This is a genomic window from Neolewinella litorea (assembly GCF_004803465.1).
GTDB classification, from domain to species: domain Bacteria; phylum Bacteroidota; class Bacteroidia; order Chitinophagales; family Saprospiraceae; genus Neolewinella; species Neolewinella litorea.
This window is the reverse complement of sequence record NZ_SRSF01000008.1, coordinates 87,438-110,587: the sequence shown is the minus strand read 5'-3', so window position 1 is coordinate 110,587 and position 23,150 is coordinate 87,438. Positions and strand designations below refer to the sequence as shown.

Below are 23,150 nucleotides of genomic sequence, written 5' to 3'. Positions count from 1 at the left end.
CCACCGAACAACAACCCGACCATGCAAGGCCTGATGATGCATTATCCCCTTACCACCAACACCATTCTTGAGTACGGGAATCAGGTCTTCCACCACAAACGCATCATCAGCCACCTGCCCGACGGCACGCGGCACGTCTACACTTTCGGCGACCTCTACCGCCGGTGCAAGCAGTTGGCCAACGCCCTGCGCCATACCCTCGGCGTGCAAGCGGGCGACGTGGTCGGCACCTTCGCCTGGAACCACGGGCCCCACGTCGAACTGTACTACGGCATCAGCGGGATCGGGGCGATCTGCCATACGATCAACATCCGCCTGTCGCCCCAGCAGATCGAGTACATCATCAACCATTCCGAGGACAAGGTGATCTTCGTCGACGCAACCCTCGTGCCCCTGCTCGAGCAGATCGCTCCGCTGATCGAGACGGTTCGCCACTACGTACTGATCAATGCGCCGGAAGATTTTAAGACCACCCTGCAGAATACGCTGCGCTACGAGGACCTGCTGGCCGAGCAACCCGACGAGTTCGAGTGGCCGGAACTGGACGAGCAGACGGCTTGCGGCATGTGCTACACCAGCGGGACCACCGGTTTGCCGAAAGGCGTGGTCTACTCGCACCGGTCGACCTACCTCCACGCCATGGCCATTATGGCCCCGAACGCCGGGAACCTGAGCAGCCGCGATGTTGCCCTATTGATCGTCCCGCAATTTCACGTGATGGCCTGGGGCTTTCCCTACGTCTGCCTGTTGGCGGGAACGGAAATGGTGATGCCCTCCTCTAATCTGCAGCCCGCGGCCCTCATCCGCATCCTGCAGCAGGAAAAGGTGACCAAAGCTAACGGGGTGCCCACCATCTGGTTGGGTATCTACCAGGAGCTCAAACAGCATCCGCCCGCCGAGCCGCTGGCATTACAAGAGTACGTAGTAGGCGGGTCGGCGCTGCCCAAGAGCCTGATCGAGGGATTCGAAAAGGACTTCGGCATTCGCGGGGTGCACGCCTGGGGCATGACGGAAACCTCCCCCCTCGGCACCCTGAGCCGGCTGCAGCCGAAGCACGATGGCTTAACGGAAAACGAACAGCTGAACCTACGGGCCAAACAGGGCATCCCCTTTCCCGGCGTCGAGATCCGAATTGTCTCCGACGAAGGGACCGTACTGCCGTGGGACGGCAAGACCATGGGCGAGCTGCAGGTACGCGGTGCCTGGACCATTAACGCCTACTTCAAGACCGCCAGCAAGGGCAACTTTACCAACGACGGCTGGTTCCGGACGGGCGACGTGAGCACCATCGACGCCGACGGCTACATGGAGATCAAGGACCGCACCAAGGACCTCATCAAAAGCGGCGGCGAATGGATCTCAAGCGTGGCCCTGGAAAGCGCCCTCATGGCCCATCCGAAGGTGAGGGAAGCCGCCGTCATTGCCATCCCCGACGATAAATGGATCGAGCGGCCCCTGGCGTCCGTGGTCCTTTTCGGGGAGACCGACCCGCCGAGTAAGGAAGAACTGATGGACTTCCTGGCGCGCGATTTCGTCAGTTACCAGATTCCGCACGACTTCGTTTTTCTGGATGAGGTACCCAAGACGAGCGTCGGCAAGTTCGACAAGCGTGAACTCCGCCGCCGCCACGCCATTGGAGAACTGGGCTGACCCCCCCGGCCGTAACCCCCGTAACGAGACCGCCCCGCCCGATCGACGATCGGGCGGGGCGGTTCCCTTTCAATAAGCCGGTTGGGTTAGCGGCGGATGAAGGATTCGGTGGTACTGCGGTCACCCTCGATCACGCGCACCTGGTACATGCCGCTCGGTAGCGAGCCGATGGTCAGATTCGCGGTGAGGTGGTCGCTGTCCTTCTCCAGTACCTGCTCCTGCACGCGGCGTCCGTGGAGGTCGTAGACGATCAGGTCGACCGTGCCGGTGTAGTCGCTGTTCAGTTCCAGCGTGAGCTGGTCGACGGCGGGGTTGGGGAAGACATCCACGATCGGCGCGCCGGCAAGTCCGGTGGTAGATACCCCGGTGGGGGTGGCGGAGAGCGAAGACATGGTGGAGTTCAGGGCCTGCGAGGTCGTGCTGCCGCAGTTGGCGGCCTCGGGTCCGTATCCGCTGGGTGCAGCGTCGGCGGTGGTCAGCATCAGCTTGTCGACCTTGGTGCCCGGTTCGCGGTTCGCCACGCGGATGGTGTGGTAGCCAACACCCAGTTCGATGCTGCGCGCCGTTCCGTCGTGGTTGACCTTCCGCCATTCGAAGCCGGTGGTCAGCAGCTGATCGCCGGTGGTTTCCCGCCAGAACTTCATCCAGGGCTGGTTGTCCACCTTCACCCATACGCTGTTGCGGGAGGGATCGGGAGCGTCGACCCGCATGAAGAGGTGGTAAGGACCGGCTTCGGTGGTAACTACTTCGTAGCGCAGTTCCTGGCCGACGTCGGTAGCGGCGGGCTCGTCGAGGTGGCGGTCGCCCATGAAGACCATGTAGGATCCTCCGGCGGCGCCGGAGGAGTATTGCTGGCTCCATCCGGTGCTCAGCAGGGCACACTCGGCCTCAATCGCGCCGGCGGGGCTGCTCTCGCCGCAGTTGTCGGCGGCGGCACCGAAGCCGGTAGGCAGGGAGCCTTTACCCGTCAGGTACAGTTTGTCGAGCTGGGTACCCGGCTCCCGGAAGGCGAAGTCGATGGTGTTTCCTCCGGCCTTCAGGGCCAGGGTGATGGGCAGCTGGTTCCACTGGAAGCCGCTCGACTGAATGATCCGGCTGTTCCACTTGTACCATTCCCCGCCGTTGAGGCGAACCCAGTAGGAATCCTGCGTATTGGAGGGGGCATTGATGCGGGCGAAAAGCTTGAAAGTGCCGGCGGAAGCTGCCGAGACCGTGAAGCGGACGCGATTTTCGTCCAGGTCGGCCGGAGCTACGGACATGGAATTGTCAGACTGCGCCACTACGTACTTCCCGCCGGAGGCGTTGGAGGAGGAAGAAGTGGTCCAGCGGTTGCCTACCGCGGCGCACTCCGCTTCCAGCCAGTAGTCGCCATCTGCGGGCGGTGCCTGGGCAGCATCAACCTGTACGTTGACCACGTCGCTGTCCTGTAGTCCGCCGTCGTCGGTAACGGTAAGGGTAACGGCGTAGGAACCGGCGGAGAGGGTAACGGTGGGCTGAATGCCCCGGGCGGAACCGCCGGCCCATGTCCAGTCGTAAGAGACGATTTTGCCGTCGAGGTCCGAGGAGGCGGTACCGTCGAAGGTTACGGCGAGGGGGGCGGTGCCTACGGTCCGGTTGACGGAGGCGACGGCTACGGGGGGCTCATTCGGGGCGGTACAGCTGTAGTCGGTACCGCCGAGGCCGCCGGGGCGGTCGGTGGTGGCCGTCAGGAATAGCTTGTCGATGCGGGTATTCGATTCGCGGTAAGCGATGTCGATCGTGTTGGTGCCACCAACCAGGTTGAGTTGCTGCAGCATCTCGTTCCATTGGAAACCCATGCCGCGGACCAGTCCGGACTTCCAGGCGTACCAGGGGCCTTCGTTAACGCGGACGTAGTAAGAGTCGCTGAAGCCGTCCGGGGCATCCACGCGGGCAAAAAGCCGGAAGGCGCCTTCCCTGGCATCCCGCACGACAAAGCGGATGTGGTTTTCGGGCGAGTCGGCGGGGGCCGAGGAGGTGGAGGTGCGCAGGGCCTTCACGTAGGTGCCTCCCGCAGCATTATCGCTGTCTTCCGCCACCCAGTTGTCGCCGATACGGGCGCATTCGGCCTCCAGCCAGAAGCTGGCGTAGGTCGGGGGTGGGAATCCATTAACGTAGACCCGATCGGTGGAGCGGGCACCGGTATCGTCGGTCACCAGCAGGATCACCTCGTGGCTGCCCTGGGGAAAAGTAATGGAGGGCTTCGGGCCGGTGGCGGAGCCGCCTTCCCACAACCACACGTACTGCAGCACGTCGCCGTCGACGTCGTTGGAGGTGGTGGCATCAAAATTTATGGTCAGCGGACTGCCCCCGGTAAGCCGGTCGGCGCGGATGAGGGCAACGGGGATGTTGTTGTTGTCGGGATCCTCGGCGCAGTCGTTCAGATTCATGACCTCCACGATGGCCCGGTTGGGGCAGGCGGCATCGCCCGTGGAGAGTACGTAAAGGCCGGGGACGGTGACGCGGGGCTCCTGTTCGGTGGAAGCAAAGCCAGACGGCCCGGTCCAGCGGTATTGGTCGTTGTGGGAAGCACCGCGCAGGGTGACGGTGTCTCCGGCGCAGTGGATGATCTTTCCGAGGCGGTCGGTACTGGCGTCGATGCGGCAATCGGGCCAGTTGTCCCCCACCATCAGGTAAAAGGTGGAGCTGGCCGTAAGGCCGTCAGCACCACGGGCGGTTACCCGGAAGTGGAAGAGTTCTCCGACCGCGGCGGCCGGAGCGAGCATCTTGAAGGTTCCAGTGGAGGGTGAGAAGCTCATCCAGTCGGGCAGGTCCCTGCCGTCGGCCTGGGAGGCGGAGTAGGTCAGGTCCTGACCCGTGAAAGAGCCGTTGACCACGAAGGTCCGCGGCGTCTCTGCCATCACATTCTGCGCCGGAATCGGCTTGGCGGTCGGCCCGGCAAAGGCCGGAGGCACCGCCCAGAGGGCTGAAGTGGCTAGGAGGAGGAGGAGGAACGCCAGGAAGCTGGGTTTGGGAAAAGCGGTAGCTATTGCGCCCTTGAGCGCCAGTGTAAATTTCATGAGAGAGAGATAAACAGAGAGAATCAGGTGCAAAAACTAAACTCGCTTGCACACGCACGGGACAACACAACAACATCGTGCAAGCCCCCCTCAAACGGCCGAACACCCAATTAAAATTTCCCGGGCTGGGTGTTTTAACAATGGATGTTCGAAGAAAAAGGAGAAATAGGGCAAGAGAGGTCTAAAATGTCGTCCCCGTGACAATTGTACGTATGGCCATTCGTGCCTGCCGTTCGTCGGATGACGAATCTGAAGTTCCCATATTTGAGGTTTTCGCATACCAGCATCCCTCCCCTTTCCCGTAGGAGGGTGGCGTTACCAGTCGCGTAAAATTGAAGGTCAGCGGACGGGCGAGATCAGGAAACTATAGGTGTAGTCCTTCGGCGGCACGGTATACTGCGGGTGGGGTTTTGCCCCCCAGCTGTCGTCGCCGCCCACGCCGGATTGCTTGTAGTCGATGTTGACCATCACCAGGCGGCGCACCGGGACGTCGTAGGTGTGGCGCTGGATCTTTTCTTTCCCTTCGTCGAAGTCGCTGTTCAATTGGTGGTGGGCGTTGAAACCGATCAGTTCCCTGTCGGCCCTGACCGCGATGCCCTTGCCCGCTGCATTGAGGAATTTTACCTCGCGGACGTCCGTCCGGTAGCCGTTTTCCTGGGGCCGGATGTAGTCGTACTTAAGGTCGCCGACCCGGGCCTGATAGCGACCTACGAGAGCGGCGTTGTTCCGATCCTGGTAATTTTCCATCGGCCCGCGCCCGTAGTAGGTCACGGCATCGTAGGCGGGTTTCAGGATGAAGGTGTTGCCCAGGCGGGGAAGGGGGGGCAGTTCACGGTCGACGCCCCGCAGCCGGTTCGTTACCTGTACTTCTCCGGCGGCATTGAAGGTATAGCTGATCTCCACCGTGCCGCCCGTACCCTCCAGTCCGTACCGGGCCGTGACGCATTGCCGGTTGGTTTCGCAGGGGGTGACCCGAAATCCTTGCAAGTGCTGTTCCTGGCTGGCTCGCTTCCAAACGTGCGCGTCGCGCGGCATGCCGTAGCCGTAGTCGTTGTCGATGGGTGCCCGCCAGAAATTGGGCTTCAGGGGGGCTTGCAGCACGTTCCCCTCTCCGTAGTCGAGTAGGTAGAGCTGTCCGCTCTCCTTATCGAAGGACGCAGTGAACGCTTCGCCGGTCAGGGTCACGGTGTTTGCGTCATCCGTCATGCGGAGCGTCGCGTCCCCACCGGGGGTGAGCTGCGCCAGGGGGGCTTTTGACAACTGGAATTCCTCGGTGGCCACTACGTGACCCGCTTGCAGCAGGGGTTCGGACCGGTTCAGTCGGGCACCCACGCGGAGGTAGTATTCGCGGCCGCTTTCTTGCTCGGGTAGCTGAAGGCTGAGGGTGGTATCCTGATGGGCGGCCAGGGCGAGCGTGGGCAGGTCGCCGGAGGCTACCTCCACGCCGTCGGCCAGCAGGCTCCAGTACAGGTCGAAGCGTGAGAGGTCGATGAAGTCGTAACCGTTGTATACGGTGAGCTGGCCGGTGCCGGCCTCGAAGGCGGGAAACTTGAGGTACTGGTACACCTTCTTCACCTCGTGCAGGGCGGGGTGGGGGGAGCGGTCCGGGTTGACCAACCCGTTGAGGTTGAAGTTGCGGTCGTTCTGCAGGTACTGCCCCCCAAGGTCACCTCCGTAGGCGAAGTAGGGCACGCCCTCCGGGGTGCGGGCGGCGAGCCCCTGGTCTACCCAGTCCCAGATGAAGCCCCCCTGCAGTACGTCGTAGCGTTCGATGACATCCCAGTAGTCCTGGAGGTTGCCGACGCTGTTGCCCATGGCGTGGGCGTATTCGCACAGGATCAGTGGGCGCTTGGGGTCGTTCTCGGCGTACTCGATCAGGTCGCTGATGCGGGCGTACATGGGAGCCTGGATGTCAGTATTCTCGTACCGGGTGGCACCCTCGTACTGTACCGGACGGGTGGGGTCGTATTTCTTGAGCCAGGAGTAGGTGACGTAAAAGTTTTCCCCGTTGCCGGCCTCGTTGCCGAGCGACCAGGTGACGATGCTCGGGAAGTTTTTGTCGCGTTCGTACATGCGCACCGTCCGGTCCAGGTGCATCGCCTTCCATTCCGGCAGGTAGGCGGGGTGTACGGCCTGCCCCTCGTAGTTGTCGTCCAGCCCCTGATTGGTGGTGCCCATCCCGTGGGTCTCTATATTGGCCTCGTCCACCACGTAGAATCCGTACTCGTCACACATGCGGTAGAAGAAGTCGTTCTTTGGGTAGTGGCTGCAGCGGATGGCGTTGATGTTGTACTCCTTCATGCGCTCCATGTCCTGCCGGGTCAGCTCCTCGGTGATCACGTGACCCGTCACCGGGTCGTGGTCGTGCAGGTTCACGCCTTTCAGGTACACGGGCACCCCGTTGACCAGGAATTGGTTGTTGCGGATCTCGATGGTCCGGAAGCCCACACGGGAGCTGGTCGCCTCGATCGTTTGGCCGGCCGAGTCCTGCAGACTGATCACCAGCGTATACAGGTTGGGGGTTTCGGCCGTCCAAGGTTTTGCGGCGGGCACCTCTCCGGAAAAGGACAGGCTACCGGCACCGATGGCCACGTGGAGGGGCCGGGTGAACTCGAGCACCGTATCGTCGCCGTCGTAGAGCACGGCCCGCACCGTAAGGTCGTCGCTCACCGATCCGGTAGTGTTGCGGTAGTCGAGCGTGAGGTCCAACCGACCGTCGCGGTAGTCGACGGTATCGAGGGCTGCCACTACCCGGAAGTCGCGCAGGGTGACTTTGGGCGTAGCGTAGAGGTATACCTCGCGGTCGATCCCGCTGAGCCGCCAGAAGTCCTGGTCTTCAAGATAGCTGGCGTCCGACCAGCGGTAGACTTCCACGGCCAGGGTGTTCTCGCCCGGCTGGAGGTAATGGGTGATCCGGAATTCAGCCGGGGTCTTGCTGCCCTCGCTGTAGCCCACCCGTTCGCCGTTCACCCAGAGGTAGAAGGCAGAGCTGACGCCACCGAAGTGCAAGTAGATCTCCTGGTCCGCCCAATCGTCGGGCACGGTGAAGGTGCGGCGGTAGCTGCCCACGGGGTTGTCGTCGTGGTCGATGAAGGGCGGATTGACCGGGAAGGGGTAAACGATGTTGGTGTAGATCGGGGTGCCGTGGCCCTCCAGTTCCCAGTTGGCGGGGACGGGGATGTCGTCCCAGCCGGAATCATCGTAGTCGGTGCGGTAGAAGAATACCGGCCGGTCAGAGGGCATCTTCACCCAGTTGAATTTCCAGGTACCGTTCAGGCTCCGGTACAGGGGCGAAGCCTGGTAACCCTCCTGCGCCCGGGCCGCCTCGGCGGTAGGGTAGCGGTAAAAGGAGGCGTGGGGGTATTCCCGGTTGATCTGAAACACATCCGGATCCTCCCATTCCGGGTGGTCCTGCGCGGAAGTCAGGACGGGCAGCAGAAGGAAAAGGCAAGCAAACAGGAAGTAAGGCATAAGTTTCAAACGGTTGAAGTGGCAACATACAAAGTGCCGCACTACTTCTCCACCCCATTTCCGGGCTGGTAACCGCCTTTCTCACGCGCTACTCCTGAATATGTCCGCGTCGCGTCCGTCCGATCCACTCCCGTCCAACGGAGGGCGGCGGCGCGCGGGTGCCGTTTTGCCCGTGCAGCCGGGGCCGTGGTTACCGACGGATAAGGCACTTACCCCCCGGCCCGGCACCCGCGGCCGCGCCCTCCGGAAGCTTTCGACGGGAAAGGATGGGAAACCACTACCTTTAAATGTCACGATAACAAATATGAAGTACGCCGGTCTCGTAGCCTTTCTCCTCCTGTGTGGATCACGCTTGTGCGCCCAGCACGGCGGCCCCCAACTGTTCCCCCTCTCCGCGGTACGGCTGGAGGAAAGTCCGTTCCTGAACGCCGAGGAGCGCGACCGCGATTATCTGCTGGCGCTGGACCCGGATCGCCTGCTCGCGCCCTACCTGCAGGAAGCAGGATTGACGCCCCGCCAACCGGGCTACGGCAATTGGGAAGCCTCGGGACTGGGCGGTCACGTGGGCGGACACTACGTCTCGGCCCTGGCCATGCTTTACGCCGCTACGGGGACGGACACGGTACGCGCCCGACTGGAATACATGCTGGACGGGCTGGAACGGGCCCAAAAAGCCGGCGGCGACGGCTACCTCGGGGGCGTTCCCGGCGGCCGCGACATCTGGCCGGAACTGGCGGCGGGAGAGATCGAGGCAGAACGCTTCTCGCTCAACGGCAAGTGGGTGCCCTGGTATAACCTGCACAAGACCTTCGCCGGCCTGCGCGACGCCTGGCAGTACGCGGGGAGTGAGCGGGCGGGGAAAATGTTCGTTGCCCTGGGCGAGTGGGCGTATGCGCTGCTGGCACCGTTGACGGATGAGCAACTGCAACGGATCGTGTACGCCGAACCGGGGGGGATGAACGAGTCCTTCGCCGACCTCGCGGCCGTGACCGGCGACGACAAGTTCCTGGAACTGGCCCGGCGCTTCTCCGACCGTGAACTGCTGGACCCCCTCTTAGCCGGCGAAAGTCGCCTGACGGGCCTGCACGCCAACACCCAGATCCCGAAGGTGATCGGCTACGAACGCATCGCCAAGCTCAGCGGCGACAGCAGCTGGCACCGGGCGGCCCGCGACTTCTGGGAGACGGTGGTCGCCGAGCGCACCGTGGCCATCGGCGGGAACAGCGTACGGGAACATTTTCACTCCGCCGACGACTTCTCGGCCATGATCGAGGACGTGCAGGGCCCCGAAACCTGCAACACCTACAATATGCTCCGCCTGAGCCGGCAGCTCTACGAAGCGGAGGGCGACGCCCGTTACCTGGCCTACTACGAACGCGCGCTCTACAACCACATCCTGGCCTCGCAGCACCCGGAACACGGCGGACTGGTCTACTTCACGCCCATGCGACCCGATCACTACCGGGTGTATTCCTCGCCTCAGCAGTCCTTCTGGTGCTGCGTAGGGTCGGGACTGGAGAACCACACCAAGTACGGAGAACTGATCTACGCCCACCACGGTCCCGACAGTCTGCTGGTCAACCTGTTCATTCCCTCCACGCTCGACTGGCCGGAGCGGGGGCTGCGCGTCAGCCAACGCAATACCTTCCCGGATGAAGCCGGCAGCAGCCTGACGATCAAGGCGGCCCCGGCCGGACCGTTCACGGTGTTGCTGCGCCGGCCGGAGTGGGCCACCGACGGGCGACTACGGGCTACCGTCAACGGCGAACCGGTGGCGGGCACCGGTAGCGGTTACGTGACGATCCGGCGGGAATGGCGGGTCGGCGACCGCATCGAGTGGGAATTGCCTATGCACACTACCCTGGAGGGCTTGCCCGACGGGAGTGCGTGGTACGCCGTGGTGCACGGCCCCCTGGTGATGGCCGCCCCCACCTCCTCCACCGACCTGGACGGTCTCATCGCCGACGACTCCCGCATGGGCCACGTGGCCGCCGGCCCCACCCGGCCGCTCAGCGACGCGCCGGTGCTGGTGGGGCACGACCCCCGGGAGATTGCCGAAGCGTTTCAGATCATTGCGGGCACTCCGCTCGGTTTGGCGGCCCCCGACGTCATTTATCCGGCCACAGTGTCGCAACGGGCCCTAATTCCTTTCTACCGGGTACACGATACCCGCTACGTGATCTACTGGAGGGTTACCGACCGGGAAACCCTGGACGCGTGGCGGAAATTACAGCAGCGGGAGGAGGCCGAAAGCCGACGGCTGGACGAGCGGACGGTCGACCGTGTCAGCCCCGGCGAGCAGCAACCCGAAGTGGAACATGACTACACCGGCACCATGACCGAGAGCGGTACCCGCGACGGCCGGCACTGGCGCAGGGCCCGCGACCGCTTTGCCTACACCCTGCGGGATCACTCCGAAACGGCCGACCGACTGCGCGTTACTTATTACGGATCCGATACCGATTACGCCTTTGACCTTTTTGTCGGCAATACCAAGGTGGCCACCGTCCGCCCCGCCGGCGATCGCGGACCGATATTCTACAGCGAGGAATATGCCCTGCCCGCCGGGCTGGACAAACCAGACGGGTTCCGGGTGAGCTTCCGGGCGCATGCGGGGTCCGCCACGGCTGCTATCTACGATGTGCGCCTGCTGAGGGAATGAACCAGACGGTCTCCTTGCTATAGGTGCGGAACCCACCGCTGCCGGTCGCGGAAATCCACACCATAGAACTGCTCACTGCCGGGGAAGGCTAGTATGCCCCGCCCCGCATCCGCGCGCTCACTCGGGCGAAGCGTTCCGGAGTCGGCGGCGAATCCACCCAATTGCCGATCACGTTACCGTTGGCGTATACCAGCAGCGTCAGGCGGGCAGCTTGGGTTTGCTGACCCGTGTACCCTTTTTGCCCACCCGTGTTCGCCGCCACCGCCGCGACAAAAGCTTCGAGGTAATGCCGGCTCAAGCGCTGCGTCCGCCCGCCCTCCAGTGCCAGGTCGTAGTCGCCGTTGCGGCGGGATAGGTAGCCGGTTATGGCAGACAGCCGTACCACGGAGGATTTGTGCACGCGCACGAAGCCGTGGGGGGACAGCCGGCCGGCCAGTTCGTTCAGCGATTCACTGACCAGGTACTTTCGGTCCGCGGTGTGCAGGGCCACGTAGGGCTTTTCCGCGAGGGCGTAGCGCAGGTCGGCCACGGGAAGTAGGGTCGTTAGCCCGCCTATCTTGACGCTGAGGGTGGGCGCGACCGCGGGTGCCGGGGCTGCGTCGGCTTGCGTGCCGGGTAGGGTGGTTCCGCCCCACAGGATGAAAACCGTGAGGATGCCGTACCCCAGCAGACAGCCGTAGAGGTTCGTGGCCAGCAGGTAGCCCAGGCTCCGGCCGTAAGGGAAGGGGGAACCCAGCACTCAGGTGGACCAGCCGTACACCAGGGCGGGGAAAAGCAGAAAGTGTAGGCAGGCCGTAACCGCTACCGCCCCGGCGACGACCAGCGGCAAAGGGTACTGCCGCGGGCACCCCCGCCGGCACAGCCAGCGCAGCAGCGGAAAGAAAGAAAACATCAACAGCCAGAAGGCTCCGAAGAGCCCGGATTCCGATCAGTAGTAGTCATACCCCAACCGTCCGGCGTGCAGGACGTCCTGCAGCATGACCAGCAGACATAGGCCGGTCAGGACGGCGAACAGTAGGGCCACCGCAGTTGGGGGAAAGCGGGAGTGTCCTGGATTTGGGGTGGCATGAAGGTGAACTTGGGTCATCCCTAATTCACGGAATAGGGAGGGTACTATCTTTGTCGGCAAAGCCCCCCACCGCCTTGCGCATCGTTGTCGTCCTGCTCCTTACCCTGTTTTTCGCCGCTTCCCTCCCGGGCCAATCGGTGTACTCCGTTCGGGAGACCCTCTACCTTCCCGATGGCGTTCCCGTGACCGAGGCTACCCTGTATGCCCGCTTACCGCGTAATAACGACCGGCAGACCGTCAGCCAGGTGGTGCTCTCCCAACCGCCCGCCGCCCGCCCCGGGCGGGGTGAGCAGGGTGCCTACCGCTGGAACCTGAACCGACTGACGGAGGCCGACAGTCTGCACTTCAGCTACCGCGTGCAGGTCGATCCGGTACCCGCCTGGGACGGCGACAGTCTGCTGCAGGGACCTGCCAAATCATTTGCCTGGCCCGCGGACCGCAGCGACGAGCCCTACATCATCCCCCCGCTGAACCGGGAGGATGCCCGGCAGACCGAACTGAGTACCCTCAACGCCAGTGATACCACGGTGGCCGACGTCGACCGGCTCGTCCGCCGGCTGGGGCGGCGGGTCAAGACGGTACGCAGCACGGATGAATTCGATTACGGTCAACCCTTGCTGGCCGACCTCTATCGCCGGCGCACCACGCCGCGGCGGAAGCACCTGCTGCTGTCGTTGGCCCTGCAGTACCTGGACGTGCCGCACCGGGTTGTGTCGGGAAAGGTGCTCAGTTACGGCGAGGTGCGGGAGAATGAAGTGTGGGTGGAAATTCCCGTCGACGGCAAGTGGTACCGGGTTTACTACGGCGACGGCGTCGACCGCAGCGAATGGGGCGCGCCGACCGATCCCGACCTGTTCCTGGCCTGCACCTTCGACTGGCGCGACTACACCCTGGAGGTGGTCAGTGCGGTAGACGGGCCTCCGGTACCCACCACCCTCAGCGGTGAATACTCCAATGTGGTACTTGATTTCTGGATTGCCAAGGATGAAGCCCTGGCCCGCAAGCGCTATTCCCAGGCGCTGGTACACCTGGATTCGGTACTAACCTACCTTCCGCGCAGCGTAGTCGCGGTATCGGAAGTCGGACTGGTCTACGCCCAGGCCGGGCGCCCCCAGGACGGAATCGAGTACTTGCAGCGGGCCATGGGGATGGCCGTTACTCCGGCCGATAAAAGTCTTGCCCTGGTTCAGATGGCCAAATATTACTCCCTGCAGGAGCGGGCGGAGGAGTCCTTGCAGGCCCTGGCCCGGGCCTACCGGATCACGCCGATTGACCTGTCGGTCATTTACACCGATCCGCGCTTCCAGTTCCTGGCGCGGCAGGGTAATCTGGAAGCGCGGTTATCGGCGTATCTGCGGCAGTTGGATTAGGCCGTTTCCAGCATTTCGACCTCGCCGGAGTGGAGGTTGTAGTAGGCGGGAACGATCTTGACCTTTCCGTCGGCCACGGCCTGGCGGATGATGCTGCTGCGTTCCTGCAGTTCGCGGGCCGTGAGGCGAGCGTTTTCCTTGACCACTTCGTTGACGGAGGCGCCGTCAGCCGAGGCCTTGATGGCCGGCTTGATGTGGGCGGTCAGGTGGTTGAGGTTGTAGCCGTTGTCGCCTCCCTGCAGGGCAGCCGTAACGGCGCCGCAGCTTTCGTGGCCGAGCACTACGACTACGGGGCTGCCGATGTGAGCGACCGCGTATTCAATGCTGGCAATGGAGGAGGTGTTGGCAATGTTGCCGGCCACGCGCACGACGAAAATCTCACCAATGCCGGTGTCGAAGGCCAGTTCGGGCACCACGCGGCTGTCGGCGCAACTGAGCACGATGGCGTAGGGGTTTTGGCCGGAAGTGAGTTCGTTGCGGCGGGAGGAATTCTGCAGCTTGCCGTCGAGTTTGTCGGATACGAAGCGCTGATTGCCTTCCTGGAGGCGGGATATTACTTGGTCAATGGTCATGAAGGGTATTTCTTTAGTATATGATTCCTGTGCCTTTGAGAAAGGGATGCGGATGAAAATGTTTAATGCAAGAAAAGACCCCGTAGCTTAATCCGGCGAAAGAACCGGCGAAAATTTCCACCACCTGCCACTTCAGCCCGGATTATTTGCCGGATTGGCTCATGGTCCTTCATCGCTCGAACGACTGTTCACGGCACCTGCGCGCCGCCGGCGAATGGTCTGCCACAATCCCCTCTACCTATGTCCGATACACCCTACCGCATCCCCGCCCGCACCCGTATTGGGCACGTTCACCTGAAGGTGGCCGACCTGGAACGCGCCCTGGGTTTCTACTGCGGACTGCTCGGTTTTGAAGAGACGACGCGTTACGGCAGTCAGGCTGCCTTTATTTCCGCGGGCGGTTATCACCACCACATCGGGTTGAATACCTGGCAGAGCCTTGGTGCGCCCCCCGCTCCCCGGCAGGGCGTGGGATTGTTCCATACGGCCATCCTCTATCCGGAGCGGCGGGATCTGGCCACGGCGCTGCGCCGTTTGCTGGAGGCGGAATATCCCCTCACCGGGGCGGCGGACCACGGCGTCAGTGAAGCCCTCTACTTGGACGATCCCGACGGTAACGGGGTGGAACTGTACTGGGACCGCCCCCAGGAGACGTGGCCGCGCAAACCCGACGGCGGCATCGAGATGTATACCCGCCACCTGGATCTGGAAGATCTGCTGAGCGCCGGATAGCCAGGCCCCAAAAAATAAGCCCCCCGGTCGGAAGACCGGAGGGCTTTAATCAAAGTGAGAGAACGCAGGTCTTACTGCTTACGGAGCTTTACCGTAAACTGTCCTTCCGCCGTGGTGACCAGTGCCACGTACATGCCGGGGCGGAGGTTTTCCATCGGCAGGGTGTACTGGAGGGCACCGGGGCGATGCTCGGCCAGCAGGCGGCCGTTAGCATCGAACAGTACCAACGACTCCATCCGTACCGGAGCGGTGATTACCGCGCGGTCAGTGACTGGGTTGGGGTAGGCCGACAGGACGCCCACCTTAGGCAGCTCGTTGGCAACGGTGGTGGAGTTGTAGAAGTAGATGTTGTCGAGGTAGACGGATCCGCTGCCCGTGGGCAGGGCGGAGATGATGAACTGGTTAATGTCGGTCTGATTCATCCCCTCGAAGTCTTCGAGCGGAATATCCAGTCGCACCCACTCGCCTTTAGTGACGCGGAAGGGGATCTCGAATTCGGTATCGGTACCGTTGTCGAAGCCGTCCATGCCGAAGTCGACCAGTTTGATGCGGAAGGTATCCAGGTCGTCCGACCAGTAATCCACGTGGAGGTGGGTCATCCCGGTCAGGTCAAGGGCGTTATCGCCTACCGTTTCGATGCCGGCGAAGTCGAGGTTGGTGTAAAGCTTGGTAGCGTTTCCGTCGATGGAAACCTCGGAATAGGCTGCGCTGCTCCAGTCGGTGCGCCAGGTGTCGACCGTCACGTCGTTGTAGGCTTCGCTGAAAAGGCTGATGATGTCATCACCTTCGTGTACCGGAGCGGGTGCCCCCGTAGTGGGACCGTCGGCTCCGCCGCCGCCGCCACCCCCGCCGGTGCTTTCGCCACCGAAGTAGACGTCGTCCCAGTAGTAAGTGGCCGCTTCTTCCGGCTGGGTGCCGAAGTTGAAGAAGATAGACATTTTGTTGTAGCGGGCGGCGAGGTTCAGGGCTGCCGTACCCGGAGCTTCGTTGGCGAAGTCAAACACCAGGGTCTCCCATTCCATGGCGACGGTGGTGACGGCTTCGGTTTCCACAGTGACGGTGACGTCCGCGCTGTTTTCCACCTTCAGACGGATGGGGGTTCCGGCGGTCGGGGACCATACCCGTACCGAAACGGTAGTAGCATCGGCGGTGAAGGGGAGGGGATTGGCAAAGCCGGGATCGTTCGGCGAGCCGCCTGCGTCAACGGTGAGGGTGGTACCGGCCCAGATTTCCGCACCTGCGGTCTTCGTGGTTTCGGCCACGTGGTTCTCCTCATCGGTGGGGTCGGTGACGACCTGGGAAACGTTACCGCCAAAGTCGACCAGGCCATAGGTGACCGCTTCATCTTCGAAGGTCACCGGCAGGTCGAGGGCGCCGCCTCCACCCGTCTGGCCGCCGCTGTAGAAGTAAATGTTGTCGAGGTAGACCATGCTGGAGCCTACGGGCAGGCTCGAGATGATGAGCTGGCTGATGTCGTCCGTATTGAGACCGGCGAAACTAGACAGGGAGTACGTCAGGCTAACCCATTCGCCCTGGGGCAGTTCGCGGGCGATTTCGGCGTCGGTGTCGTTACCGCCGTCGAAGCCGTCGCCGCCGAAGTCGACCAACTTCACGCGGAAGGTGGTGCTGTTGGGCGACCAGAAGTCGATGTTCAGGTGGGTCATACCGGCAGCCATCAGGTCGAGGGCATTTTCGCCGGTCATTTCGATGCCGGCAAAGTCAAGATCGTAGTAGAGCTTGACGGCGTTACCGGCGATCGTGGTGTCCTTCAGCTTCGCCGAACTCCACTCCGTAAGCCAGGTATCGACGCTCACGTCGGTGTAGGCATCGCTGAACAGCGAGACGACGGTGGCAGCGTCGCGTGTGGGGGTGGGGGCCGCTACGGTGGGTCCGTCGACGGTGCCGGTGGCCTCACCTTCGTAGAAAAAGATGTTGTCGAGGTAGACTACGCTGGCGCCGGCGGGCAGGCTGGAGATGATGAACTGGCTGATGTCGGCCTTATTCATGCCCGAGAATTCGGCCAGGGGGTAATCGATGCTCACCCATTCGCCCTGGGGCAGGCTGCGCACGACTTCCTTTTCGGTGTCGTTTCCGCCGTCGAATCCGTCGCCGCCGAAGTCCACGAGCTTCACGCGGAAGGTGGTGCTGTTGGCGGACCAGAAATCGATGTGCAGGTGGGTCATGCCGGCGGCCATCAGGTTGAGGGCGTTCTCGCCGGTCATTTCGATGCCCGCGAAATCCAGGTTGCTGTAGAGTTTGACCGCGTTGTCGGCGATGACCACGTCGCTAAATTCGGCCGAGCTCCAGTCGGTACGCCAGGTATCGACGCTCACGTCGGTGTAGGCATCACTGAACAGGGAGATCACCTTCGACGCCTCGACGGTCGGGGCGGGTGGCGCGGTAGTCGGCACCTGGGCCAGGGCCACGGCCGAGAGGCAGAGGAAGAATAGCGTGTACAAGTATTTCATAGAATCGATTTAAAAGTTAGTAGTGAATCTATTCCGCCGCGTACACCCGTACGTAGTCGATGATGTACTCCTGCGGAAAGACGGAATCGTCCACGTTGTGACCTCCAAAATTTCCGCCGACGGCGAGATTGAATAGGATATAGAATGGTTGGTCGAACGGCCACACGGCCTCCGTATAGCTTTCCGGCTTGAAGGTGTACACCAGCTGGTCGTCGACGAAAAAGGAGATTTCCTTTTCGGTCCATTCGGCGGCGAAACGGTGGAACCCCTCCTCGATGTCCGCAAAGCGGCTCACCTTCGAGTTGCCGGAATCGCCGTGGGCGGCCTCGGTGTGCAGGGTGGTGAATACCTGACCGGGTTCCCGGCCCACATACTCCAGAATGTCGATCTCGCCGCAGCGGGGCCAGCCCACCTCGTCGATGTTCTGTCCGAGCATCCAGAAGGCCGGCCAGAGGCCCTGGCCCACCGGCAGTTTGGCGCGGGTCTCGATGCGGCCGTACTTGAACGCCCGCTTGTCCTTCGTCGTAATTCGGGTAGAGGTATACGCCTCCCCTTCCTTGCGTACGGTGATGATGAGGTGGCCGTCCACCAGCCGGTGGTTCTCCCGGGTGTACAGCTGTTTTTCGGCGTTGCCCCATCCGCAGAGGTTGGGACAGCCGTCGCCCAGCTCGAAGTTCCAGTCGGTAGTGTCCAGGGCGTCGCCGTCGAACTCATCCGACCAGATCAGTGCCCGGTCGGGATGGGCGGGGGTCTTGCCCGTAGCCTCCAGGTTGAAGCAGCCGGGCAGGGCCAGGGCGACGGCGGCCAGGCCCGAGAGCAGTAGGAATGGGTGGTTCATGCGCATCACTTACTGGTAGACCCGTACGTAGTCGACCTCCATGGTCGACGCCTGGAAACCCGCGTCGATATTCCCCCCGAAGTTGCCGCCCATGGCGACGTTGAAGATCAGGAAGAAGTCCTTGTTGAAGGGCAGGTCGGCGGAGTTGTTGAAGGTGTGGTACAGGTTGTCGTCGACGTAGAAGCGAATCGTATTTTCCGACCAGATGGCCTTGTACACGTGGGCGTCGGTAGAGGCCGTCTCCACCAGGGTGCTCTCCGTCCGGGCGTTGCCGCCGGAGTTGCCGGGGAAGTGCAGGGAAGAGAAGACGCGGTTCTGCTGGTTGCCCACGTGCTCCATGATGTCGATCTCGCCGCAGCCGGGCCAGGTGTTGGTCTGGTAGTCGGCACCGAGCATCCAGAGTGCCGGCCAGGTGCCGCCACCGCTGGGCAGCTTGGCGCGGATCTCGACGCGGCCGTAGGTGAATTCAAACTTGTCTTCGGTAACGATGCGCGAGGAGGTAAAGTCGGAGCCGCGGTAATTTTCGCGCTGCGCCGTGATCTTCAGCGTTCCGTCGGATACGCTGATATTTTCGGGGCGGTCGGTGTAGTACTGCGATTCGTTGTTGCCCCAGCCGTTGTTACCGGTGCCGGTATTGTAGCTCCAGGAGGTGTCGGCCAGTTGGGTGCCGTCGAATTCGTCCGCCCATACCAGGGCATTGAACTCCGGCTCCTCTCCGCCGCCGCCCTGTTCGGGCTTGGTGGAGGTGAAGATGTGGTACCACGCCAGGCCACTGTTGTTGCCCTGTACGGCGCGAACCACCAGGCGGTTGTCGGTGAGCGAGAGGATCTCGTACTGCGTGGCGCCGATGTAGTAGCTCATGAAGCCACCCTCGGTGAAGTTGAGGACCGTGCCCCGCGTCTGGCCGGGAATGCCGTTGGCTGCCACCACCGACTCCGAAGGGGAGAGGGTGACCAGCTGTGGGTCCTCCTGTACGTCGTACTCGTAGCAGAAGTCGTAGCCCTGCGAACCGCCGGCCACGTCCTGATAGGCAACGTTGAAGTAGGTCAGTCCGAAGTTGTTCAATTCGTAGTAGAGCTGGTCGCCCTGGCGGCTGAAGACGAGTTCGTCCTCGTACAGGCACTGGCTTTCACCGGCGCCGTCCTTTTCGAAGGGGGCGGCCTGGTAGTAGTTGGCGAAGTAGTTCTTCTCGGCGTCGCCGTCGTTCTGGCCTACGCCCAGTTGGCCCGGCTCGTCGGCGGCCCAGTACCAGGTCTTGGTGCCGTTGCCGGTCAGCAGTTGCAGGGCTTCGGCGTCGCTGAAGGTGCTGGCAACGGTCACTTCCGTGCTGGCGGTGGTGGCCACGCCTCCCGTTCCGGAGGCTACCACGGTCACTCCGTAAGTGTTCACGCCTACCTGGGTGAAGCGTTTGGTGAGTTGTCCGCTCGGGGCCACCTCCTGGGTGCCGTCGCTGAAGACGAATTTATAGGTGATGGCGTCCTCGGCGGTGGCCGTGAACTCCACGATGCCGCTGCCGTCGCCGTTGGGGGTGTCGGCGGTCTGGCCGGCCACGGCGACCTCGATCTGCAGGTTACGGGGTGCCCGGATGTCGCCGAAGGCGTATTCTTCCTGGTTGCAGGCGGTCAGGCTCAGGACCAGCAGCAACAGTAGGTATTGGAATTTCATGGTTGAATTTTTCTTGGTGGTAAGGGTTCCAGGGCGCGGCCGCGGGTGCCGTGGGTACGCTGGAAGGCAGGGGTGGTCGGTTACCGCGCCAGGCGGATGTCGTCGAAGTAGTAGTCGGCTCCCGTTCCGGCGGTGCCGAAGTCGAAGAAGAGAACCACCTTGGAGTAGTTGCGCGTCAGGTCGGCCGCACTCAGGTCGAAGGTGAGTTCCTCCCACTGGTTGGCTACGGTGGTGTTGGCGGTCACTTCGAGGAAGACGTTACCGTCGGTTCCGTTCTCCAGTTTAAAAAGAACGGGGATATTGGCCTTGGGCGACCAAACTTTCACCTTTACCAGCTGCTGGCCGTCGAAGGCGATGGGCTGGGTGAGCTGAATGACGGCGCCAGCCCAGACTTCCGAGCCTTCCCCCTTGTTGAGGACGACCACCCGGTCGCTGGTATTGATGCCGCTGGCGTCGGGGTTGTCGATCACTTCGGCCGATGCTCCGCCGAAGCCGCTGAAGGCGTAGGTCAGGTCGGACGATTCGAAAGTCAGCGGCAGGGCGAGTACGGCGGGCGCGTCGACTCCGGTCAGGCGGATGTCGTCGAAGTAGTAGTCGTCCCCGGTTCCGGAGGTGCCGAAGTCGAAGAAGAGGACCACCTTGGAGTAGTCCTGGCTCAGGTCACCGCCGCTCAGGTCGAAGGTGAGTTCCTCCCACTGGTTGGCTACGGTGGTCGTGGCGGTCACTTCGATGAAGACGTTGGGGTCGGTGGCGTTCTCCAGTTTGAAGAGGACGGGGATGCCGGCGGTCGGCGACCATACCTTGACGGCAATCCGGGAAGTGCTGGAAAAATCGATCGGCTGGGGCAACTGGATCACCGCGCCGGCCCAGACTTCCGAGCCTTCGCTCTTGTTGAGCTTGCCGACGCGGCCGCTGATGTTGATACCGCTGGCGTCGGGGTTGTCGATGATTTCCGCCGTGGCTCCACCGAAGCCGTTCCATTCGTAGGTCAGGTCGGCCGATTCGAAGGTCAGGGGCAGGGTCAGTTTCGGGCGCTCGCCGGCGAGGCGGACGTCGTCGAAGTAGTAGTCGGCCCCAGTTCCGGCGGTGCCGAAGTCGAAGAAGAGGACCAGCTTGGAGTAGCTCTGGCTGAGGTCGGCGCCGCTGAAGTCGAAGGTCACTTCCTCCCACTGGTTGGCCGTGGTGGTATTGACGGTCACCTCGGCGAAGATGTCGCCGTCGGTGGCGTTCTCGAGTTTGAGCAGTACGGGGATGCCGGCCCGGGGCGACCACACCTTCATGCTCAGTTCCTGGCTTGCGCTGAAGTCGACGGGCGCACCCAGTTCAAAGACGGAACCTGCCCAGACTTCCGAGCCCTCGCCCTTGTTGAGCTTGCCCACGCGGGCGCTGGTGTTGATGCCGCTGGCATCGGGGTTGTCGACGACTTCGGCACTGGCGCCGCCGAAGCCGATGAATTCGTAGGTCTTTGTCGCGTCCTCAAAAGTGAGGGGCAGCAGTACGGGGTTGTCGATTACCACCGTGACGGTGTCCTCTACCCGGCCCGATCCGCCGCTGAGGGCCGCCACCCGCACTTCGTAGGTGCCGGTGGAACCGTATTCGTGGCTCACGGTCTCGCCTTCCTGAAAGGAAACGGGGTCTTCGTCGGGGTCTTCGCCGAAGTAGGCCAGGAAATTGGTTTCCAGGTCGGCCGTAGCGGTAACGTCGATGGACAGCGGATTACCCGGCGTGGGCAGTACGGTGACCGACAGGTTTTCCGGGGCCCGGAAGCTTACGGTCAGTTCCTCGCTGTAGGTGGTGGTTTCCCCGTTGATGTTCATCGCTTCCAGCGACACGGTGTACACCCCTTCGTCGTAGACGTGGGTGATGGCCTCACCGGGGGCCAGGGTGACGGGTGCCGAACCCCCGTCGCCGAAGTCGACGGTGAAGGAGGTCACACTACGTCCACCAGGGCGGATGGTGGTGGTACCGGTATTGTCGCCGGTAATGGAGAAGTCCAGGGACAATTCGCTGGGCAGCTCGGCGTCTTCCAGTGCCGGCAGAAACATTTCGTCTTTACACCCGGCCATCAGCAGAACGAAAAACAGGAAGGAAAATACTTTCATCAGTTGCATCACTGTAAATTTTGGCGGGTGGATCAGTAGCCGGGGTTCTGTACCCAGTTGCCGTTGGAAAACTGAATTTCTTGGAAGGGTACCGGGAAGCGTTCGTGCTTGCCGGTCTGGAAGCCCTCGATGGCGTCGGCGGCGCGGCCGGTGCGGACGAGGTCAAAAAAGCGGTGCCCTTCGCCCAGCAGCTCCAGTCTCCGCTCGCGGAGGATGAAGTCGCGCAGGGCTTCACCGGAAGCGCTGATGTCGTGGTCGGTATCCCCGAAGGCGCGGCGGCGCACCTGGTTGAGGTACTCCCGGGCCAGCTCGTCCTGCCCGATGGCGTTGAGGGCCTCGGCGGCCATCAGGAGGACGTCCGCGTAGCGGATGGCGCGGTAGTTATTGGGATTGGTCAGGTTCTGGTCGCCGATGTTGGAATCACCCTTGCGGGCCAGGTATTTGCGGTTGAAGTAGCCGGTGTGCTCGTAGCCGGTACCGTAGGAGGCACCCGTTTCCGCGGCCCATTCCTCGATGTCCAGGATGGCCACCTCGCGGCGGGCATCGCCGGGCTCGTAGGCCTCGTAGGCTTCCTGGGTTGGCACGTTGAAGCTGAATCCGCCGTCGAATACGGGGCCGGCGTAGTTGCGGATGCCATTGAAACCGACGGCCACGTTGCCCTCGCTGCACTGGAGGCAGCCGAAGCCGGCACCTTCCGCGTCGGTGTACTGCACCTCGAAGATGGATCCGGGACCGTTCTCGCCCGACTGCTCGAAAATGCCGTCGTAGTCATCGGACAGACTGTAGTTGCCGGAGTTGATCACGGCCTGCAGCACCTGCGCGGCGGCGGCGTATTCCTCCTGGTAGAGGTAAGCCTTGCCGAGCAGCGCCTGCGCGGCGGCCTTAGGTACGCGTCCCACCTGGGGGGGCGTGGCGGCCAGGTCGGGGATGGCGGCCATCAGATCGGCCTCGATGGCGTCGTATACTTCCGGTACCGGCGACCGGGGGATGGTGGTTTCATCGCCCAGGCTGAAGCGGGCGTCGTTCTTCAGGGGGATTGGTCCGAACCACTTGACCAGTTCGAAATTGTAGTAGGCCCGCAGGAAGCGCGCCTCGGCGAGGATCTGGGCCTTGCCCTCAAAGTCGATCTTGTCCTGGAATTCCAGGATGAAGCTGGCGCGGTTCACGCCGGCAAACATCCAGTCCCAGATGTTGTCCAACTGGTCGTTCACGGGGGTGTGGATCATATTGTCCACCTGCTGGATACCGATCACATCCGTGGCACTTTCGCCGCCGGCCAGGGTATTGTCGGAGGCGATCTCCCCCAGCATGACGTTCAGGTAGGTCGGCTGCAGGAGGTCGTAGGCGGCGATCAGGGCATTCTCGTAATCGCCGGGGGCATTAAAGTAATTCTCCGAGTCGATGGAGTAGACCGGGTCCCGGCCGATGAAGTCTTCCTCACAGGCCGTAAAGGGAAGGGCGAACAGCGCCCACAGGAAGTATTTAAGTTGCTTGCGGTGCATAATCGGGGTGG

14 protein-coding genes are annotated in these 23,150 nt (G+C 62.6%); 4 read left to right on the top strand and 10 right to left on the bottom strand.

Features of this window, described 5'->3' with window-relative positions; all coding sequences use genetic code 11:
• Positions 1-21 precede the first annotated feature (21 nt).
• Positions 22-1,650, top strand: coding sequence for a long-chain fatty acid--CoA ligase (locus E4021_RS14895; RefSeq protein ID WP_136460171.1), 1,629 nt, complete (start codon positions 22-24; stop codon positions 1,648-1,650).
• A gap of 86 nt (positions 1,651-1,736) precedes the next feature.
• Here the strand turns inward: E4021_RS14895 and E4021_RS14890 are convergent, their stop codons facing one another.
• On the bottom strand, positions 1,737-4,688 hold the full coding sequence (locus E4021_RS14890; protein ID WP_136460170.1) for a PKD domain-containing protein: 2,952 nt from the start codon (positions 4,686-4,688) through the stop codon (positions 1,737-1,739).
• A 339-nt stretch (positions 4,689-5,027) separates the two neighbouring features.
• Positions 5,028-8,159, bottom strand: a complete 3,132-nt coding sequence (locus E4021_RS14885) for a glycoside hydrolase family 2 TIM barrel-domain containing protein (RefSeq protein ID WP_136460169.1) — start codon at positions 8,157-8,159, stop codon at positions 5,028-5,030.
• Positions 8,160-8,463: 304 nt separating this feature from the next.
• Between E4021_RS14885 and E4021_RS14880 the strand changes: the two genes are divergently transcribed.
• A complete protein-coding gene (locus E4021_RS14880; RefSeq protein ID WP_136460168.1) occupies positions 8,464-10,821 on the top strand; it encodes a glycoside hydrolase family 127 protein in 2,358 nt (785 codons plus the stop codon).
• A gap of 88 nt (positions 10,822-10,909) precedes the next feature.
• Here the strand turns inward: E4021_RS14880 and E4021_RS14875 are convergent, their stop codons facing one another.
• A complete protein-coding gene (locus E4021_RS14875) occupies positions 10,910-11,560 on the bottom strand; it encodes a LytTR family DNA-binding domain-containing protein (protein WP_136460167.1) in 651 nt (216 codons plus the stop codon).
• Positions 11,561-11,713 carry a hypothetical protein gene (locus E4021_RS18160; RefSeq protein WP_168797625.1) on the bottom strand — a complete coding sequence of 51 codons (153 nt, stop codon included), beginning with the start codon at positions 11,711-11,713 and terminating at the stop codon, positions 11,561-11,563.
• A 251-nt stretch (positions 11,714-11,964) separates the two neighbouring features.
• On the opposite strand from E4021_RS18160, the gene E4021_RS14870 reads away from it, so the two are divergent.
• The gene (locus E4021_RS14870) at positions 11,965-13,260 is read left to right on the top strand and encodes a tetratricopeptide repeat protein (RefSeq protein ID WP_136460166.1); all 1,296 of its coding nucleotides are present in this window, start codon (positions 11,965-11,967) and stop codon (positions 13,258-13,260) included.
• Here E4021_RS14870 and E4021_RS14865 read toward each other — a convergent pair.
• Positions 13,257-13,832, bottom strand: coding sequence for a carbonic anhydrase (locus tag E4021_RS14865; RefSeq protein WP_136460165.1), 576 nt, complete (start codon positions 13,830-13,832; stop codon positions 13,257-13,259). The genes E4021_RS14870 and E4021_RS14865 overlap by 4 nt on opposite strands.
• Before the next feature lie 240 nt (positions 13,833-14,072).
• On the opposite strand from E4021_RS14865, the gene E4021_RS14860 reads away from it, so the two are divergent.
• Positions 14,073-14,564 (top strand): VOC family protein, encoded by a 492-nt coding sequence (locus E4021_RS14860; RefSeq protein ID WP_136460164.1) that lies wholly within the window; start codon positions 14,073-14,075, stop codon positions 14,562-14,564.
• A 71-nt stretch (positions 14,565-14,635) separates the two neighbouring features.
• Here E4021_RS14860 and E4021_RS14855 read toward each other — a convergent pair whose 3' ends face one another.
• The 5 genes from E4021_RS14855 to E4021_RS14835 all read right to left on the bottom strand — a co-directional run bounded on the left by E4021_RS14855 (position 14,636) and on the right by E4021_RS14835 (position 23,139).
• A complete protein-coding gene (locus tag E4021_RS14855) occupies positions 14,636-17,032 on the bottom strand; it encodes a T9SS type A sorting domain-containing protein (protein WP_136460163.1) in 2,397 nt (798 codons plus the stop codon).
• A 28-nt stretch (positions 17,033-17,060) separates the two neighbouring features.
• Entirely contained in the window at positions 17,061-17,870 is an 810-nt protein-coding gene (locus E4021_RS14850) for a glycoside hydrolase family 16 protein (protein WP_136460162.1), read from the bottom strand.
• A 9-nt stretch (positions 17,871-17,879) separates the two neighbouring features.
• Complete coding sequence (locus E4021_RS14845) at positions 17,880-19,535, bottom strand: family 16 glycosylhydrolase (protein ID WP_136460161.1); 1,656 nt, start codon at positions 19,533-19,535, stop codon at positions 17,880-17,882.
• A gap of 80 nt (positions 19,536-19,615) precedes the next feature.
• Positions 19,616-21,646: a PKD domain-containing protein gene (locus tag E4021_RS14840; protein WP_136460160.1), complete on the bottom strand. Its 2,031-nt coding sequence runs from the start codon at positions 21,644-21,646 to the stop codon at positions 19,616-19,618.
• A 23-nt stretch (positions 21,647-21,669) separates the two neighbouring features.
• The gene (locus tag E4021_RS14835; protein ID WP_136460159.1) at positions 21,670-23,139 is read right to left on the bottom strand and encodes a RagB/SusD family nutrient uptake outer membrane protein; all 1,470 of its coding nucleotides are present in this window, start codon (positions 23,137-23,139) and stop codon (positions 21,670-21,672) included.
• Positions 23,140-23,150: the final 11 nt, after the last annotated feature.